At 67.3% G+C, this 18,055-nt stretch carries 18 protein-coding genes; 16 read left to right on the forward strand and 2 right to left on the reverse strand.

Translation table 11 applies throughout. The features are described 5' to 3' along the window. The first annotated feature begins 122 nt into the window (after window positions 1–122). Genes WS46_RS05920 through WS46_RS05930 form a run of 3 tightly spaced genes read left to right on the forward strand, consistent with a single transcriptional unit; the run spans window position 123 to window position 3,666 of the window. Window positions 123–1,469 (forward strand): aromatic ring-hydroxylating dioxygenase subunit alpha, encoded by a 1,347-nt coding sequence (locus WS46_RS05920; protein WP_059689691.1) that lies wholly within the window; start codon window positions 123–125, stop codon window positions 1,467–1,469. Next, window positions 1,447–1,929, forward strand: coding sequence for an aromatic-ring-hydroxylating dioxygenase subunit beta (locus WS46_RS05925; RefSeq protein WP_059524736.1), 483 nt, complete (start codon window positions 1,447–1,449; stop codon window positions 1,927–1,929). Before WS46_RS05920 ends, WS46_RS05925 begins: the two co-directional genes overlap by 23 nt. Window positions 1,930–1,968: 39 nt before the next feature. Next, entirely contained in the window at window positions 1,969–3,666 is a 1,698-nt protein-coding gene (locus WS46_RS05930) for an NAD(P)/FAD-dependent oxidoreductase (protein ID WP_059524738.1), read from the forward strand. 14 nt (window positions 3,667–3,680) lie between these two features. On the opposite strand, the gene WS46_RS05935 is transcribed toward WS46_RS05930, so the two are convergent. Both WS46_RS05935 and WS46_RS05940 read right to left on the reverse strand, forming a co-directional pair. Continuing rightward, complete coding sequence (locus tag WS46_RS05935) at window positions 3,681–4,406, reverse strand: glutathione S-transferase (protein WP_059690189.1); 726 nt, start codon at window positions 4,404–4,406, stop codon at window positions 3,681–3,683. A gap of 127 nt (window positions 4,407–4,533) precedes the next feature. Further along, window positions 4,534–4,866 carry a cupin domain-containing protein gene (locus WS46_RS05940; protein WP_059689694.1) on the reverse strand — a complete coding sequence of 111 codons (333 nt, stop codon included), beginning with the start codon at window positions 4,864–4,866 and terminating at the stop codon, window positions 4,534–4,536. Window positions 4,867–5,140: 274 nt separating this feature from the next. Between WS46_RS05940 and leuC the strand changes: the two genes are divergently transcribed. The 13 genes from leuC to accD all read left to right on the forward strand — a co-directional run bounded on the left by leuC (window position 5,141) and on the right by accD (window position 17,955). Then, window positions 5,141–6,550: a 3-isopropylmalate dehydratase large subunit gene (gene leuC / locus WS46_RS05945; RefSeq protein ID WP_057923944.1), complete on the forward strand. Its 1,410-nt coding sequence runs from the start codon at window positions 5,141–5,143 to the stop codon at window positions 6,548–6,550. Window positions 6,551–6,553: 3 nt separating this feature from the next. Continuing rightward, the gene (locus WS46_RS05950) at window positions 6,554–6,700 is read left to right on the forward strand and encodes an entericidin A/B family lipoprotein (RefSeq protein WP_059450800.1); all 147 of its coding nucleotides are present in this window, start codon (window positions 6,554–6,556) and stop codon (window positions 6,698–6,700) included. A gap of 65 nt (window positions 6,701–6,765) precedes the next feature. Then, window positions 6,766–7,416: a 3-isopropylmalate dehydratase small subunit gene (gene leuD / locus WS46_RS05955; RefSeq protein ID WP_059524742.1), complete on the forward strand. Its 651-nt coding sequence runs from the start codon at window positions 6,766–6,768 to the stop codon at window positions 7,414–7,416. 75 nt (window positions 7,417–7,491) lie between these two features. Next, on the forward strand, window positions 7,492–8,559 hold the full coding sequence (leuB, locus tag WS46_RS05960; RefSeq protein WP_059524744.1) for a 3-isopropylmalate dehydrogenase: 1,068 nt from the start codon (window positions 7,492–7,494) through the stop codon (window positions 8,557–8,559). A 118-nt stretch (window positions 8,560–8,677) separates the two neighbouring features. Beyond that, entirely contained in the window at window positions 8,678–8,797 is a 120-nt protein-coding gene (locus WS46_RS36365; protein ID WP_039319027.1) for a hypothetical protein, read from the forward strand. 82 nt (window positions 8,798–8,879) lie between these two features. Continuing rightward, window positions 8,880–10,001 carry an aspartate-semialdehyde dehydrogenase gene (gene asd / locus WS46_RS05970; RefSeq protein ID WP_059466419.1) on the forward strand — a complete coding sequence of 374 codons (1,122 nt, stop codon included), beginning with the start codon at window positions 8,880–8,882 and terminating at the stop codon, window positions 9,999–10,001. Between the two features lie 509 nt (window positions 10,002–10,510). After that, the gene (locus WS46_RS05975; RefSeq protein ID WP_059689697.1) at window positions 10,511–12,538 is read left to right on the forward strand and encodes a FimV/HubP family polar landmark protein; all 2,028 of its coding nucleotides are present in this window, start codon (window positions 10,511–10,513) and stop codon (window positions 12,536–12,538) included. Beyond that, on the forward strand, window positions 12,538–13,350 hold the full coding sequence (gene truA / locus WS46_RS05980; protein WP_059466417.1) for a tRNA pseudouridine(38-40) synthase TruA: 813 nt from the start codon (window positions 12,538–12,540) through the stop codon (window positions 13,348–13,350). Before WS46_RS05975 ends, truA begins: the two co-directional genes overlap by 1 nt. Further along, a complete protein-coding gene (locus tag WS46_RS05985) occupies window positions 13,347–14,048 on the forward strand; it encodes a phosphoribosylanthranilate isomerase (RefSeq protein WP_059689700.1) in 702 nt (233 codons plus the stop codon). The genes truA and WS46_RS05985 overlap by 4 nt, the downstream gene beginning before the upstream one ends. Before the next feature lie 55 nt (window positions 14,049–14,103). After that, window positions 14,104–15,297, forward strand: coding sequence for a tryptophan synthase subunit beta (gene trpB, locus WS46_RS05990; protein WP_059524753.1), 1,194 nt, complete (start codon window positions 14,104–14,106; stop codon window positions 15,295–15,297). Between the two features lie 9 nt (window positions 15,298–15,306). After that, entirely contained in the window at window positions 15,307–16,158 is an 852-nt protein-coding gene (locus WS46_RS05995) for a site-specific DNA-methyltransferase (protein WP_059524755.1), read from the forward strand. Between the two features lie 41 nt (window positions 16,159–16,199). Beyond that, window positions 16,200–17,018, forward strand: a complete 819-nt coding sequence (gene trpA, locus WS46_RS06000; protein ID WP_059524757.1) for a tryptophan synthase subunit alpha — start codon at window positions 16,200–16,202, stop codon at window positions 17,016–17,018. 64 nt (window positions 17,019–17,082) lie between these two features. Then, window positions 17,083–17,955, forward strand: a complete 873-nt coding sequence (accD, locus tag WS46_RS06005; protein WP_044843820.1) for an acetyl-CoA carboxylase, carboxyltransferase subunit beta — start codon at window positions 17,083–17,085, stop codon at window positions 17,953–17,955. Window positions 17,956–18,055 lie beyond the last annotated feature (100 nt).

Below are 18,055 nucleotides of genomic sequence, written 5' to 3' on the forward strand. Positions count from 1 at the left end.
GGCAGGCACATGCTCCTCCGAGCGGCATACCAACCAGAAACCTGAGAGATGACAATAAAAGCAATCGACATCGCGCGTCGCGAGGACGCGCGGCCGCATCGCGTCCGCAGTCGGGGGCGCGCATGACGGCGCCATTGTTCACCGATGCGGTGGCTTCGCTCGTGCGCGATACCGAGGTGCACAAGGACCTCTATCTGTCGCCGCGCATCTTCGAGCTGGAGATGCGCCATCTGTTCTGGAACACGTGGGTCTATGTCGGCCATGTCAGCCAGATTCCGGCCACGGGCGACTACGTGACGACGACGATCGGCGCCGAGCCGGTCGTGATGGTGCGCCACGTCGACGGTTCGGTGCGGGTGCTGCACAACCGCTGTTCGCACAAGGGCACGCAGTTGGTGACGGATGCCGCCGGCAACACGGGCACATTCTTCCGCTGCCCGTACCACGCCTGGTCGTACCGGACCGACGGCAGCCTCTACGCGATTCCGCTGCGGCGCGGCTACGAAAACACGGGCTTCGAGACGTGCGAGGCGAGCAAGGGCATGCAGGCGGTCGGCGCGACCCATGAGCATCGCGGTTTCGTGTTCTGCCGACTGAGTCGGTCCGGCGTCGATTTCCATGCGTACTTCGGCGATGCGCTGTCGTCGCTCGACAACCTCGTCGATCGTTCGCCCGAAGGGCGCGTGGAAGTCGCGGGCGGCGTGTTCCGCTACGTGCACGGCTGCAACTGGAAGATGCTGGTCGAGAATCAGACCGACACCTGCCATCCGATGGTCGCGCACGAGTCGTCGGCCGGCACGGCCGTGCGCGTATGGGAGCGCGACGGCACGCAGCAGGCGAAGCCGATGGCGGTCGAGCTGCTGGAGCCGTTCATCCAGCCGCACGCGTTCTTCGAGCAGATGGGGTTGCGCGTGTGGCCCAACGGACATGGTCACACCGGCACCGCCGATTCGATTCACGCGCGCTACACGCCGATTCCCGGCTATCACGAGAAGATGACCGCGGCCTACGGCGAAGCGCGCGCCGCGCGGATTCTCGGCGAGGTGCGTCACAACACGGTGCTGTTTCCGAATGCGATGGTGAAAGGGCCGATCCAGATCCTGCGCGTGTTCAAGCCGCTGGCGGTCGACCGCACGCTGGTGGAGTCGTGGTCGTTTCGTCTCGTCGGCGCGCCCGATTCGCTGTTCGAGCGCACGCTCGCCTACAACCGCCTCATCAACGCGCCGACGTCGATCGTCGCGCACGACGATCTCGAAATGTACGAACGCGCGCAGCGCGGCCTCGCCACGCAGGCGCGCGACTGGGTGCATGTCGGGCGGCTGTTCGAGCCCGAGGAGTTCGCGCAGCCGACGTCGGAGACGAACGGCACCAGCGAACAGCAGATCCGCAACCAGTTCCGCGCATGGCTCCAGTACATCGCGCCGGTATCGACGCAGGAGGCCGCCGATGCGCGTATTTCCGCACGATGAGCTCGTCGCGTTCGTGTATCGCGAGGCACGCCTGCTCGACGAGCGGCGCTACGAGGAATGGCTCGCGCTTTATGCGGACGACGCGCGCTACTGGATGCCGCTGTCGCCGGACCAGCCCGACACCGGGCTGCACGGCGCGCTGATGGACGAGGACCGGCTCCTGCTGCGCATCCGCATCGAGCGGCTGGCCGGGCGCCGGACGTTCTCGCAGCAGCCGGCGAGTCGCGGTCATCATCTGCTCCAGCAGCCGCACGTCGATCGGGCCGACCACGAACGCGGCGCCTATGTGCTGCGCACGCCGTTTCATTACGTCGAAACGCGACGCGACGAGCAGACGCTGTTCGCCGGCTGGTACACGCATGAACTCGCGGTATGCGACGACACGTTGCGCATCCGCGTGAAGCGTGTCGATCTCGTCAATGCCGACGCGCCGCTCGGCAGCATCCATCTGCCTGTCTGATCGCGTGCGGTCAGCATGTCCCTTTTCGTTCCCGACCACATGAACGCTCCTGAATTCCTGCCGCGCACGTTGCCGTACATCGACACGCTGTACGACTACGGCGCCTTCCTGTCCCGCACCGGCGGGCATCTCGGCACGCTGCCGGCGCAGCGCGCACGCGACGCGCGGATCGCGATCGTCGGCGCGGGCGTCGGCGGTCTGGTCGCCGCCTGCGAGCTGCTGCGCGCGGGGGCACGGCAGGTCGTCGTGTTCGAGGCGAACCGCGCGCGCGTGGGCGGGCGCCTGCTGTCGCAGTCGATCAATCCGGACCATCCGCACCTGCTCGCCGAAATGGGCGCGATGCGTTTCCCGCCGTCGCAGGCCGCGCTTTACCACTATCTCGAGCGGTTCGGCGTCGACAGCGCATCCGCGTTTCCCGATCCGGGCATCGTCGACACCGAAATCCACTACCAGGGCCATGCGTACCGCTGGCCCGCGGGCGATGCGCCTCCCGCGCTGTTCGACCGCGTCGACCGCGGCTGGCGCGCGTTCATTCGCGACGGCGTGCGGCTCGACGACGGCACGCAGCTGCCCGCACCGGCCGAACTGACGGCGCTGCTGCGCGCGCACCGCTACGACGATGCGCGGCATGGCTGGCAGCAGTACATCGACCGCTTCGGCGACGAGTCGTTCTACTCGGCGATCGTCAAGATCTTCACGGGCGCGACGCCGCCGGGCGGCGCGCGCTGGCGCAAGGGCGAGGACCTGCGCCTGTTCGGCACGCTCGGCATCGGCTCGGGCGGTTTCCAGCCGGTCTATCGCGCCTCGTTCCTCGAAATCCTGCGGATCGTGGTCAACGAGCTCGAAGTCGACCAGCGGTTGATCCCGGCCGGCATCTTCGCGCTCGCGCAGGGGCTGCTCGACGATGGCGGGGACGGTGCGCGAGTGCGCGATTGCATCGTCCACGCGGCCGTGCGGCACGTGGCGAAGCAGCCGGACGAGACCTTTGCGCTCACGCTCGACGACGGGTCGACGCGGATATTCGACCGCGTGATCGTCGCGACCACGACGCGCGCGATGCAGGTCGGCATGGGCATCACCGGCATCGCGAACCTGTTCGCGCCGAACGTCGTTCGCGCGATCAACGAGACGCACATGGTCAGCTCGTCGAAGCTGTTCGTGCTGACCCGCGACAAGTTCTGGCTCAAGCACGGGCTGCCGCACAACATCCAGACGGACACGCTGGCGCGCGGCATCTACTGCCTCGACTACGCGCCCGACGATCCCGACGCACACGGCGTCGTGCTGATCAGCTACACGTGGGAGGACGATTCGCACAAGATCCTGTCGCTCACCGACAAGGTCGAGCGGTTCAAGCGTCTCGTGGCCGAGATCGGCATCGTGTCGCCGGCGTTCGCCGCGCACCTGCGTCCGCTCGACGACGATTACGCGCGCAATGTCACGAGCCACGACTGGTTGTCGGACCGCTACGCGCTCGGCGCATTCAAGCTGAACTATCCGGGCGAGGACATCCACTCGCAGGCGTTGTTCTATCAGTTCCAGACGGCCGCCGATCCGTCGTCGGATCGTGGCATCTATCTGGCCGGCTGCTGCTGCTCGTTCACGGGCGGCTGGATCGAGGGCGCGGTGCAGACGGCGATCAACGCGGCGAGCGCGGTGATCCGCAGTCTCGGCGGGACGCTCGCCGACGGCAATCCGCTCGACGCGATGCGCAGCCGCTATCGCTACGGCGACTGACGCGGCGTGCGGCGCTACTTGTCCAGCTCCGGATAGTGCCGGAAGATCCCCATGTCGTTGAACGGGATGCGGCGCGCCGACTCCAGATAGCGCGCGACGGGCGGATGCCGTGCAACGCGGTCGTGCAGGCCGACGAGCCCCGCGACCTTGCGCTCCGCGCGCTTCATCGCCTTCGGGAACGCGTAGCGCAGCCCTTCGATCAGCTGAAACATCGACAGGTCCGCATAACTGAGCGCGCTGCCGGCGATATAGCCGCCTTTGTGCGGATTCTGCTCCAGCACGCGATCGAAGTAGCCGAGGAACTTCGGCAGGCGGTGCGCGAGGAAATCGGCCGCGCGCTCGGCGGCCTCGGCCTTCTGGTCCTCGTAGTACAGGCCGCTGCCGATCGGGTGATGCGTGTCGTGGATCTCGGTGACGAAATCGGCGACGGTCAGCTGGAGCTGATGCACCCACAGCCGTCCGGCTTCGTCGGCGGGCGCGAGCCCGAGCCGCGCGCCGAGAAACAGCAGGATGTTCGCGGTCTGTCCGACGAGCACGTCGCCGGCCTTCAGGAACGGCGGTGCGAACGGCACGCATTCGGTCTTCGTGCTGTCCATCAGCCGCATCATTGCCGATACGCCCATGCCGCGCCCCGATTCGCGCGCGACGTCGACATAGTCGGCCTCGGCCGCCTCGAGCGCGAGCCGCACGTATTCGCCGCGGCCCTGGATCTCGGGCCAGTAATAGAGTTCGTAACGCATGCCGTGCTCCTGTCCGGTCGATGCGCCGGGCGATGCGCGCATCGTGATGGCGGGGAGGGCGGCCGCGCCGCCCGTTGCGAATAGACAGTCTAGGAGATCGTGCGGGACGCGCGGTGCTTGGCGCGCGTCATGCATCGCGCGCGTCGCGCTCGCCGCCTTCGGGGCCGTAGAAGAACACCCAGGTCGAGAAGTCGTCGGAGAAGCCGACGAAACGGTGCGACGCGAATGCGGGGACGAACACCACGTCGCCCGTCGCGACGTCGCATTCGCGTCCGTCGACGACGAAACGGGACGTGCCGGTGGCAATTACGTAGACCTCGTCGCGCGTATGCGGCGTCTGCAGGTCCTCGCCGCGCGGCCGGTACAGCTCGACGTCGAGCGTGCCGTGGCGAAACAGCGTCGTGAACGGCGTGCCTTCATCGTCGAGGCGGGCGAGCGATTCGTTGATGCCGAGCTTCATCGTCGTGGGCTCCGGTTCCGGACCGTGGGGACATGCGGACATACGTCGCCCCATCGTATGCCGGAATCCGCCTCGAGGCGAACATCGCGAGCGCGGGGCGTCGCGGTGTCCGATGCTGCCGTTTGGCTGGTAATGCCGATACAGGTATTGGCACTACCAGCCAAACCACTGTTTTTAATGGGTTTTTTCGCGCCGGGCCTGCGCCGTGGCGCGTTCTGCGTGGCATAATCGACCGCATCCGCAAGGCTTGTAGTCACAACGACCCCGCATACCCATGGCACAGACTCTCTACGACAAACTGTGGAATACCCACGTCGTCCACACCGAGGACGACGGCACGGCATTGCTCTACATCGACCGTCAGCTGCTGCACGAAGTCACGAGCCCGCAGGCATTCGAAGGGCTGAACGTCGCGCACCGCCCGGTGTGGCGCATCAGCGCGAACCTGGCCGTGTCGGACCACAACGTCCCGACCACGGATCGCAGCCACGGCATTGCCGATCCGGTCTCGAAGCTGCAGGTCGACACGCTCGACGCGAACTGCGACGCGTTCGGCATCACGCAGTTCAAGATGAACGACGTGCGCCAGGGCATCGTGCACATCATCGGGCCGGAGCAGGGCGCGACGCTGCCGGGCATGACGATCGTCTGCGGCGATTCGCATACGTCGACGCACGGCGCGTTCGGCGCGCTCGCGCACGGCATCGGCACGTCGGAAGTCGAGCACGTGCTCGCGACGCAAACCTTGCTGCAGAAAAAGAGCAAGAACATGCTCGTGAAGGTCGAGGGCGCCCTGCCGCGCGGCTGTACCGCGAAGGACATCGTGCTCGCGATCATCGGCAAGATCGGCACGGCCGGCGGCACGGGCTACGCGATCGAATTCGGCGGCTCGACGATCCGCGCGCTGACGATGGAAGGCCGGATGACCGTCTGCAACATGGCGATCGAAGCCGGCGCGCGCGCGGGCATGGTCGCCGTCGACGACACGACGATCGATTACCTGAAGGGCCGTCCGTTCGTGCCGACCGGCGCGGAATGGGACCAGGCCGTCGAATACTGGCGCGAATTCAAGTCCGACGAAGGCGCGCAGTTCGACCGCGTCGTCGAGCTGAACGCGGCCGAGATCGTCCCGCAGGTCACGTGGGGCACGTCGCCGGAAATGGTCACGTCGATCGACGGTCGCGTGCCCGATCCCGAGCGCGAGAAGGATCCGGTCAAGCGCGACGCGATGGAACGCGCGCTGGCCTACATGGCGCTCGAGCCGAACACGCCGATCGAGTCGATCAAGGTCGACAAGATCTTCATCGGTTCGTGCACGAACGCGCGCATCGAGGACATCCGCGCGGCCGCGTACGTCGTGAAGAAGCTGAATCGCCGCATCGCATCGAACGTGCGCCTGGCGATGGTCGTGCCGGGCTCGGGCCTCGTGAAGGCGCAGGCCGAGCGCGAAGGCCTCGACAAGGTGTTCACGGACGCGGGCTTCGAATGGCGCGAGCCGGGCTGCTCGATGTGCCTCGCGATGAACGCCGACCGGCTCGATCCGGGCGAGCGCTGCGCATCGACGTCGAACCGCAACTTCGAAGGCCGGCAGGGCGCGGGCGGTCGCACGCACCTGGTGAGCCCCGCGATGGCGGCGGCGGCGGCGATCGAAGGCCATTTCGTCGACATTCGCAAGCTGGGGTAACGCGTGACGGCATCGAAGCTCATCGCGCGGCTGGTTGCCGCGCTGGCGCTCGCGGGGCTGGGCTTCGGCCTTGCGGGCTGCAATACCGTCCGAGGCTTCGGCCAGGACGTCAATGCCGCCGGCAACGCGCTGCAGCGCGCCGCGGAGTGACATCCGCCGAGAATTTGTCGATGTGCGCCGGCTGAATGCCGGCCCTTCAACCGAATAGACGGATCATGGAAAAATTCAATGTGCATACCGGCGTCGTGGCGCCGCTCGATCGCGAGAACGTCGACACCGACGCGATCATCCCGAAGCAGTTCCTGAAGTCGATCAAGCGCACGGGCTTCGGTCCGAACGCGTTCGACGAATGGCGTTACCTCGATCACGGCGAGCCGGGCCAGGACAACTCGAAGCGCCCGCTGAACCCGGACTTCGTGCTGAACCAGCCGCGCTACCAGGGCGCATCGGTGCTGCTCGCACGCAAGAACTTCGGCTGCGGCAGCTCGCGCGAGCACGCGCCGTGGGCGCTGCAGCAGTACGGCTTCCGCGCGATCATCGCGCCGAGCTTCGCCGACATCTTCTTCAACAACTGCTACAAGAACGGGCTGCTGCCGATCGTGCTGACCGAGCAGCAGGTCGATCACCTGTTCAACGACACGTACGCGTTCAACGGCTATCAGCTGACGATCGACCTCGACGCGCAGGTCGTGCGCACGGGCGACGGCCGCGAGTATGCGTTCGACATCACCGCGTTCCGCAAGTACTGCCTGCTGAACGGTTTCGACGACATCGGCCTGACGCTGCGTCACGCGGACAAGATCCGCCAGTTCGAAGCCGAGCGGCTCGCGAAGCAGCCGTGGCTCAACAACAAGCTGGTCGGCTGAGATTGCCTCCGGGCGGGCGCGCATGACGCGCGTTCGCCGACCTGCCACTCACACCTACCCAGTCAGGAATAACGCATGAAGATTGCAGTGCTGCCCGGCGACGGCATCGGTCCGGAAATCGTCAACGAAGCGGTCAAGGTGCTGAACGCCCTCGACGAGAAGTTCGAACTCGAACAGGCGCCGGTTGGCGGCGCGGGCTACGAGGCGAGCGGTCATCCGCTGCCGGACGCGACGCTGAAACTCGCGAAGGAAGCCGATGCGATCCTGTTCGGCGCGGTCGGCGACTGGAAGTACGACTCGCTCGAGCGCGCGCTGCGCCCCGAGCAGGCGATCCTCGGGCTGCGCAAGCATCTCGAATTGTTCGCGAACTTCCGCCCGGCGATCTGCTATCCGCAACTCGTCGACGCGTCGCCGCTGAAGCCGGAGCTGGTCGCGGGCCTCGACATCCTGATCGTGCGCGAGCTGAACGGCGACATCTACTTCGGCCAGCCGCGCGGCGTGCGTGCCGCTCCCGACGGCCCGTTCGCCGGCGAGCGCGAGGGTTTCGACACGATGCGCTATTCGGAACCGGAAGTGCGCCGCATCGCGCACGTCGCGTTCCAGGCTGCGCGCAAGCGTGCGAAGAAGCTGCTGTCGGTCGACAAGTCGAACGTGCTCGAAACGTCGCAATTCTGGCGCGACATCATGATCGACGTGTCGAAGGAATACGCGGACGTCGAGTTGTCGCACATGTACGTCGACAACGCGGCGATGCAGCTCGCGAAGGCGCCGAAGCAGTTCGACGTGATCGTGACCGGCAACATGTTCGGCGACATCCTGTCGGATGAAGCGTCGATGCTGACGGGCTCGATCGGCATGCTGCCGTCGGCGTCGCTCGACAAGAACAACAAGGGCCTGTACGAGCCGTCGCACGGTTCGGCGCCGGACATCGCGGGCAAGGGCATCGCGAACCCGCTGGCGACGATCCTGTCGGCCGCGATGCTGCTGCGCTACTCGCTGAATCGCGCGGAGCAGGCCGATCGCATCGAGCGCGCGGTGAAAACGGTGCTCGAACAAGGCTATCGCACGGGCGACATCGCGACGCCGGGCTGCAAGCAGGTCGGCACGGCGGCGATGGGCGACGCGGTGGTCGCCGCGCTGTAACGCGCACGGCAATGCAGCAGCGGTGAATTGTAGAAAGGGCGCGAACGGGCCGCGAAATCGGCCCGTTCGCGCGTGGTTGGCCGTTGTGCGGCCAACCGGCTTTGTGTAGACTCGAACGATGGCGCTGATTTCCCTGATCTCCCCGGTCCTGAAACTCCACGGCAACACTGCCCGTGCGGGTACGCGCGCCATCGTCATCACGAAAACCATTACCACGAAAACGATCATTAAACGCTGATCGTCCGTCGTGCCCGCCTGTTTCCCCGCGCGGTCACGCCGGGGGCGGAAATGGCGGGGAAGCTCCATTCAAAGGGTTAGTCATGAACGTAGGTCTCGTAGGTTGGCGCGGCATGGTCGGCAGCGTGCTGATGCAACGCATGCAGGAAGAAGGTGATTTCGACCTGATCGAACCGGTGTTTTTCAGCACCAGCAACACGGGCGGCAAGGCGCCGTCGTTCGCGAAAAACGAGACTACGCTCAAGGACGCGACCAACGTCGACGAGCTGAAGAAGTGCGACGTGATCATCACGTGCCAGGGCGGCGACTACACGAACGACGTGTTTCCGAAGCTGCGCGCGGCCGGCTGGAACGGCTACTGGATCGACGCGGCCTCGTCGCTGCGGATGCAGGACGACGCGGTCATCATCCTCGATCCGGTCAACCTCGACGTGATCAAGGACGCGCTCGTCAAGGGCACGAAGAACTTCGTCGGCGGCAACTGCACGGTCAGCCTGATGCTGATGGCGCTCGGCGGCCTGTTCCGCGAGAACCTCGTCGACTGGATGACGGCGATGACCTACCAGGCCGCATCGGGCGCGGGCGCGCAGAACATGCGTGAACTGCTGTCGCAGATGGGCGCGCTGCACGGTTCGGTGCAGGAACAGCTCGCCGATCCGGCTTCCGCGATTCTCGACATCGACCGCCGCGTGCTCGCGACGATGAACAGCGATGCAATGCCGACGAGCCAGTTCGGCGTGCCGCTCGCGGGTTCGCTGATTCCGTGGATCGACAAGGATCTCGGCAACGGGATGTCGAAGGAAGAGTGGAAGGGCGGCGCGGAAACCAACAAGATCCTCGGCAAGCCGGCCATGGGCGAGCCGGGTTCGATCCCGGTCGACGGTCTGTGCGTGCGGATCGGCGCGATGCGCTGCCATTCGCAGGCGCTCACGATCAAGCTGAAGAAGGACGTCCCGCTGGACGAAATCAACGGCATCCTCGCGTCGGCGAACGACTGGGTGAAGGTCGTGCCGAACGAGCGCGAAGCGTCGATGCGCGACCTGTCGCCGGCGAAGATCACCGGCACGCTGACGGTGCCGGTCGGTCGCCTGCGCAAGCTTGCGATGGGCGGCGAATACCTGTCGGCGTTCACGGTCGGCGATCAGCTGCTGTGGGGCGCGGCCGAGCCGCTGCGCCGCATGCTGCGCATCCTGCTCGACAAGTAAGGATCGGGCCGCGCTGCGCGCCCCGTCGGCGCGCGACGCGAAACGCCTGCCTGCCCTTCGCGGGGCGGCAGGCGTTTTTTATTGGTTGGCGCGGCGGCATGCGGGCGAAAACCCGAGATGCTTGCGAGAGGGGCGCGACGCGAACGATACGGGCATGAATTCATTCCCGGAGCGATGCGGCCGCAACAATCGTCATCGATTGATGCCCTCTTTTTGATAAAACTGCCGTGCACGATTGATGGTGAGGATCGGCATGGCCGGCGCGCGATCCGCGCGCCGGCGGCGCGGTGCGAATAGCGGTTGCGCCGATGCATCGGCATGGGCGGCCGCATCCGCCGGCGACGAATTCGGCCGGAACCTGATCGCGTGAAGTAAACTATGCGGTTACGACGCGCAGAGTCGCCGAAAGCGTCGCGTTCTGCGCGACGCTTTTGCATTTCTGCGGCGACTTTATTGACGCTTCCCTACGCGAATCCGAGCCGCGCCCGCGCGCGGCGATAGAGCCTACGATGTCCCGAATTTCCTTGTTTCCGCGTCAGTCCCGTCTGTCGCGCGCCGTGCGCGGCGCGCTGGCGATCCTGGCGCTCGGCGCGGCCGCGTCGGCCTGGGCGGCCGGCACCGTCGAACTGCCGGCTTCCGCCGCAGGCGGCCCCGCGCCGCTCACCGTGACGGTCCAGCCGGGCCAGTCGCTGAACGATCTCGCGAAGGCGGCCACGCAGTCGCACGATCCAGGCGTGCTCGCGCGCGCCGGACGCGCGCTTTTCGACGCCAACCCGCAGGCATTCATGAAGCGCGATCCGAGCCGCCTGAAAGTCGGCGCGACGCTGACGGTGCCGGCGCTCGACGCGACGGGCGCGGCGCTCGCGGCGGCCGGTGCGTCAGGTGCGTCAGGTGCATCGGCCGCGTCCGCGGTGGCCGCCGCGTCGGGTGCGGCCGCGACTGCGGCTGTGGCGACGCAGCATGGCGCGTCCGCGCCGCATCCGGGGTCGGCCGTGCAAACGGCGCCGGCTGCACATGCGGTACCCGTCAGCGGCGCAAGTGTCGCGGCGGCGGCAGTCGCGGCAGGGGCATCGGCTTCGACCGGCGCGTCCGCCACGCATGGCGCATCGACGGTCGAGCCCGTTCAGCCGGCCGCGCCTGCGGCCGGTGCAAGCGGGCCGCATGTGTGGAGCGGCGCGATTCAGTCCGCGACTCCGTCGTCCGCGAGCGAAGCCGCCATCCAGCCCGCGCAAGGCGGCCAGGCTCAAGGCATGCACGAACCATCCGCGGCGGCACCCGTCGCGGGCGCGTCGCAGCCGCGGCCGTCGAGCCTGCAGCAACTGCTCGCGCTGAAGAATCGCGTGCTGATGGAGCTGCAGAAACACGGAATCGGCAAGCCGGCCGCGACGAACAACGTTGCACCCGCGCCGGCGCCTGCTGCCCCGCGTCCCGCCGCGAATGACGGCGCATCTGCTGCCGCGTCGTCGCCCGCCGCGAGCGAGGCGGCGTCCGGCGAGGCCGCCAGTGCGGCGCAGCCGGCATCGGCGCCCGTGCAGCCGGCCGCGCCCGTGACGGCGACGCCGCTCGCGCGCGATTCCGAACAGATCGACTGGCGCCCGGCCGCGGCGGCTGGCGCGGCGGTGGTCGTTCTCGCAGCCGGCTTCGCATGGCGCAAGCGCCGGAAAGCGCGGCGCGCCGAGGCGGTCGCCGCGGAATCCGGCGGGGCGGCTGCTTCGGATGCCGGCGCATCATCGTCGCCAGTCGAACCCGTGCCGCCGATTCTTCCCGAGACACCGGTCGCACGCGACGCAGCCGCCGACGTGAATCTCGTTTCGGCCGCTGCGGTAGCGGCGGAGGTGGCTGAAACGCGCGATCTCGACGTGCCTTCGTCACCGGAAGCGGCAACGCCGTCGCAAGACGATCAAAAGGAAGCGCCGGCCGCGCCCGCCGCGTTGACGCCCGCCGCAGAGCCGGCACCACACGACGCGAAGCCCGCCGCGCCGGCGACGAACGACGATCAGCACGCGGCGCTGATGCAGAACGCGATCAGCGCGCTGAACAGCCTCGACATGCCGCTGCCGCCGCGTACGGCGGAAGAGCCGGCCGCTCGGGAGGGGCAAGCCGAAAGCGAGCAAGTCGCAACTAACGGTCAGTCCGCGTCACACCCGCCCGTTGGTGCGAACGATCCGTTGCCGGAGCACCCGGCCGACCAGGACGACGAGTTCGACTGGGATCCGGATGCGTCAACGCCCGCGCCGCCCGCGGGTGGCGCGTCCGCGCCGTCGTCGCTGCCGCCGCTCGGCGGCGCGCAGTTCGGCGCGTTGAAGCTGGATTTCGATCTCGACCTGCCGTCCGCGCCGGGCGCCGTGCTGCCCGCGCTGACACCGGAAGAGCTCGCGCGCATCGCACGCAACAAGCTGGATCTCGCGTCCGAGTATGTCGAGCTGGGCGACCTGTCCGGCGCGCGCACGCTGCTGCAGGAAGTCGTCGACGCGAACGACGCCGCGACGCGCGACGATGCGCGCGCGCTGCTCGCGAAACTCGCGGAAGAGGCGTGATGCGGATCGCGCTGGGGATTCAGTACGACGGCGCCGCGTTCTGCGGCTGGCAGGCGCAGCCGCACGGCAAGACCGTGCAGGACGCGCTCGAGCGCGCGCTCGGCGAATTCGCGTGCGTGCCGCTGCACACGACGGTCGCGGGACGGACCGACACGGGCGTGCACGGGCTCGGGCAGGTCGTGCACTTCGACACGGACCTCGACCGCGCGGATTTCTCGTGGGTGCGCGGCACCAACGCGTTCCTGCCGCCGACCGTTTCCGTGCAGTGGGCGAAGCCGATGCCGGACACGTTCCATGCGCGTTTCTCGGCGTTCGAACGCACCTACTACTACGCGCTGTACGTGCACCCCGTGCGCTCGCCGATGCTGGCCGGCCGGGCCGGCTGGATCCACACGCCGCTCGACGACGACGCAATGCGCGTCGCCGCCGCGCACCTGATTGGCGAGCACGACTTCTCGTCGTTCCGGTCGTCGGAATGCCAGTCGAAGACGCCGGTCAAACACCTGTACCAGATCGACGTGCGGCGTGCGGGCCACTTCATTCATTTCCGCTTCCGCGCGAACGCGTTCCTTCACCACATGGTGCGCAACCTGATGGGCTGCCTCGTCGCGGTCGGACGCGGCCGCTATCCGGCGGACTGGCTCGCCGACGTGCTGGCCGGGCGCGACCGCAATCTCGCCGCGCCCACGTTCATGGCCGACGGGCTGTACCTCGCCCATGTCGGCTACCCGGCGGAATTCGCCGTCCCGCCCGCGCAGCTCGGCAGCGTGCCGTGGAGCAGCGTCTGGGCCGACCTGGACCCACAACCATGACGGATCACGCCGTGTCTTCTCCGACTCCCGCCGCGGCCGGCCTCGCGCCGCGCACGCGCATCAAGCTGTGCGGCCTGTCGCGCCCCGAGGACGTGCTGCACGCCGCCGCGCTCGGCGCCGACGCGATCGGCCTCGTGTTCTATCCGAAGAGCCCGCGCGCGGTGTCGATCGCGCAGGCGGCCGAGCTTGCACGCCTCGCACCGCCGTTCGTGTCGGTGGTCGGGCTGTTCGTGAACGCGACCGAAGCCGAGATCGAGGCGGTCGTGCGCGACGTGCCGCTCACGGTGCTGCAATTCCACGGCGACGAGACGCCCGAGCAGTGCGACGCCCTCGGCCGCGCGGCACGTCTGCCGTGGTTGCGCGCGGTGCGCGTCGGCCCCTCGACGCAGCCGGCCGATTTGGTAGAATCGGCTCTTCATTATTCGAAAGCGCGCGGCCTCCTGTTCGACACCCTGGTGCCGGATTACGGCGGTAGCGGCAAGGTCTTCGATTGGTCACTTATTCCCGCAGAGCTCGCGCATCGGGCCGTTTTGAGTGGTGGCTTGAACGCGCAAAACGTCGGTGATGCGATCCGCCAGTTGCGCCCGTTTGCTGTCGATGTCTCGAGCGGCATCGAAGTGGACGGCGCGAAGGGCGTGAAGGATCACGCCCGGATGGCGGCGTTCGTACGCGCGGTGCGCGAAGCGGACGCCGGGTGATGCAAGCCGGTGCGGCCCCGACAGCGGGGCGCGCCGACCGATCGAGAGTGACACCATGTACAACCTTCCTGATGATCACGGCCACTTCGGCCCGTATGGCGGCGTGTTCGTCGCTGAAACGCTGATTCACGCGCTGGACGAACTGCGCACGGCGTACGAAAAATTCCGCAATGACCCCGATTTCGTCGCCGAATACGAGCGCGAACTGAAGTATTTCGTCGGTCGTCCGTCGCCGATCTATCACGCGCAGCGCTGGAGCGAGATGCTCGGCGGCGCGCAGATCTACCTGAAGCGCGAGGACCTGAACCACACCGGCGCGCACAAGATCAACAACGTCATCGGCCAGGCGCTGCTCGCGAAGCGGATGGGCAAGAAGCGCGTGATCGCCGAAACCGGCGCCGGCCAGCACGGCGTCGCGACCGCGACGATCTGCGCGCGCTTCGGGATGGAGTGCATCGTCTACATGGGCGCCGAGGACGTGCGCCGCCAGGCCGCGAACGTCTACCGGATGAAGCTGCTCGGCGCGACGGTCGTGCCGGTCGAATCGGGTTCGCGCACGTTGAAGGACGCGCTGAACGAAGCGATGCGCGACTGGGTCACGAACATCGAAAGCACGTTCTACATCATCGGCACGGTCGCGGGCCCGCACCCGTATCCGGCGATGGTGCGCGACTTCCAGCGCGTGATCGGCGACGAGTGCAAGGTGCAGATGCCGGAACTCGCCGGCCGGCAGCCGGACGCGGTGATTGCGTGCGTCGGCGGCGGCTCGAACGCGATGGGCATCTTCTATCCGTACATCGACGACACGTCGGTGCAGCTGATCGGCGTCGAAGCGGCCGGCGACGGCCTCGACACCGGCCGTCACGCGGCGTCGCTGATCGCCGGCAGCCCCGGCGTGCTGCACGGCAACCGCACGTACCTGCTGCAGGACGACAACGGCCAGATCATCGAGACGCATTCGGTGTCGGCCGGGCTCGACTATCCGGGCGTCGGTCCCGAGCACGCATGGCTGAAGGACAGCGGCCGCGCGCAGTACGTGCCGATCACCGACGAAGAGGCGCTGAAGGCGTTCCACGACTGCTGCCGGATCGAGGGGATCATTCCCGCGCTCGAGTCGAGCCACGCGATCGCGTATGGCGTGAAGCTCGCGCCGACGTTGCCGAAGGACAAGATCCTGCTCGTCAACCTGTCGGGCCGCGGCGACAAGGACATGCACACGGTCGCCGAGCGATCGGGCATCGCGCTCTGACCCCGACCGATGCGTGACCTGATCGAACAACCGGGCGGCGGCGCCGCGAGCGAAGCGGAGGCGGTGCAGTCCGCAGTCGCCGTGCCGTGCGCGCTGCCGTCCGGGATCGAGCTGCACAACCGCGATTTCATGTCCGAAGCCGCGCGCCTGCCGGATGCGTCGATCGACCTGATCGTCGCCGATCCGCCGTACGGGCTCGGCAAGGACTACGGCAACGACTCGGACAAGCGCTCGGGCGACGACTTTCTCGCGTGGACGCGCGAGTGGCTCGAACTCGCGATCCCGAAGCTCAAGCCGAGCGGGTCGATGTACATCTTCTGCACGTGGCAGTACGCGCCGGAAATCTTCAGCTTCCTGAAGACGAAGCTCACGATGGTCAACGAGATCATCTGGGACCGGCGCGTGCCGAGCATGGGCGGCACGACGCGCCGTTTCACGTCGGTGCACGACAACATCGGCTTTTTCGCGGTTTCCAAGGCGTATTACTTCGATCTCGATCCGGTCCGCATCCCGTACGACGCCGACACGAAGAAGGCCCGCTCGCGCAAGCTGTTCGAAGGCAGCAAGTGGCTGGAGATGGGCTACAACCCGAAGGACGTCTGGTCGGTCTCGCGCCTGCACCGGCAGCACGCGGAGCGCGTCGATCATCCGACCCAGAAGCCGCTGGAAATCATCGAGCGGATGGTGCTCGCAAGCTGCCCGCCGGGCGGCCGCGTGCTCGATCCGTTCATGGGCAGCGGCACGACCGCGGTGGCCTGCGCACGGCAGGGGCGCGACTTCGTCGGCTACGAGATCAACGAAAGTTATTGCGCGATCGCGCACGAGCGCGTGAACGCGCTCGCCACGCCGGCGTGCGCGTGAGTCGCGCCGCCGCAGTGCCGATCGCATCAAGGAAAATTGCCATGTCCTCCCGTATCCAGCAGACCTTCGCCGCACTCGCCGAACAAGGCCGCAAGGGCCTGATCCCGTTCATCACGGCCGGCGATCCCGACCCCGCGAAGACCGTCGAATTCATGCACGCGCTCGCCGAAGGCGGCGCCGACGTCATCGAGCTCGGCGTGCCGTTCTCGGACCCGATGGCCGACGGCCCGGTGATCCAGCGCTCGTCGGAGCGCGCGCTCGCGCGCGGCGTCACGCTGAAGAGCGTGCTCGCCGACGTGAAGCGCTTCCGCGAGACCGACCGGAAAACCCCCGTCGTGCTGATGGGTTATGCGAACCCGATCGAGCGTATGGGTGTCGACACGTTCGCGACGGAAGCGCAGGCGGCCGGCGTCGACGGCGTGCTCGTCGTCGACTATCCGCCCGAGGAAGCGGGCGTGTTCGCCGAGAAAATGCGTGCCGTGCAGATCGATCCGATCTTCCTGCTCGCGCCGACGTCGACCGACGAACGCATCGCCGACGTGGGCAAGATCGCGAGCGGCTACGTGTACTACGTGTCGCTCAAGGGCGTGACCGGCGCCGGAAATCTGGATGTTTCGAGCATTGCGGGTAAAATCCCGGCCATCAAGTCGCGCGTGCCGGTTCCGGTGGGTGTCGGCTTCGGCATCCGCGACGCCGAAACGGCGCGCGCGGTGGCCGAAGTGTCGGACGCCGTCGTGATCGGCAGCCGCCTGGTGCAGCTGCTCGAGAGCGCCGCGCCGGAAGGCGCCGCCGCCGCGCTGAAGACTTTCATCGCCGAGCTGCGCGCCGCCCTGGACGGCGCCGGCAAGACGGCGCGATAAACACAACACAGGAAGCGGGAACGGGCCGGTCGGCCCGCCCCGCCACGGAACAGGAAACCATACGATGAGCTGGCTCGACAAACTGTTGCCGCCGAAGATCAAGCAGACCGACCCGAAAAGCCGCAAGGGCATTCCGGAAGGCCTGTGGGTCAAGTGCCCGTCCTGCGAGGCCGTGCTGTACCGCAACGACGTGGACGCGAACCTGCACGTGTGCCCGAAGTGCGATCACCACATGCGCATCGGTGCGCGCGAGCGTCTCGACGGGCTGCTCGATCCGGAAGGCCGCTATGAAATCGGCCAGGAAATCGTGCCGGTCGACTCGCTGAAGTTCAAGGACAGCCGCAAGTATCCCGATCGTCTGAAGGAAGCGATGGACGAAACGGGCGAGACCGACGCGATGGTCGTGATGGGCGGCGCGATCCACACGCTGCCCGTCGTCGCGGCCTGCTTCGAATTCTCGTTCATGGGCGGCTCGATGGGCTCGGTCGTCGGCGAGCGTTTCGCGCGCGGCGCGCAGAATGCGCTGGAGCAGCAGGTGCCGTTCATCTGCTTCACGGCGTCGGGCGGCGCGCGGATGCAGGAAAGCCTGCTGTCGCTGATGCAGATGGCCAAGACCACCGCGATGCTGACCAAGCTGGCCGAAGCCAAGCTGCCGTTCATCTCGGTGCTGACCGACCCGACGATGGGCGGTGTGTCGGCGAGCTTCGCGTTCCTCGGCGACGTCGTGATCGCCGAGCCGAAGGCGCTGATCGGCTTCGCCGGCCCGCGCGTGATCGAGCAGACGGTTCGCGAGAAACTGCCGGAAGGCTTCCAGCGCGCGGAATTCCTGCTGAAGACCGGCGCGATCGACATGATCGTCGACCGCCGCAAGATGCGCGACGAGATCGCGCAATTGCTCGCGCTGCTGCAGCGACAGCCGGCCGACGCGCTGGCCTGATTGGCGCGGCGTTGTGAACTGCGCGCGTCGCCCGGCTGAACCGCCGGGCGGCGCGTTTCGTTTTTTGGCGTAGTGGCGGTACCGATTCAGATTTGATCCG

This window comes from Burkholderia sp. RF4-BP95 (assembly GCF_001521985.1).
In the GTDB taxonomy this organism is placed as follows: Bacteria; Pseudomonadota; Gammaproteobacteria; order Burkholderiales; family Burkholderiaceae; genus Burkholderia; species Burkholderia diffusa.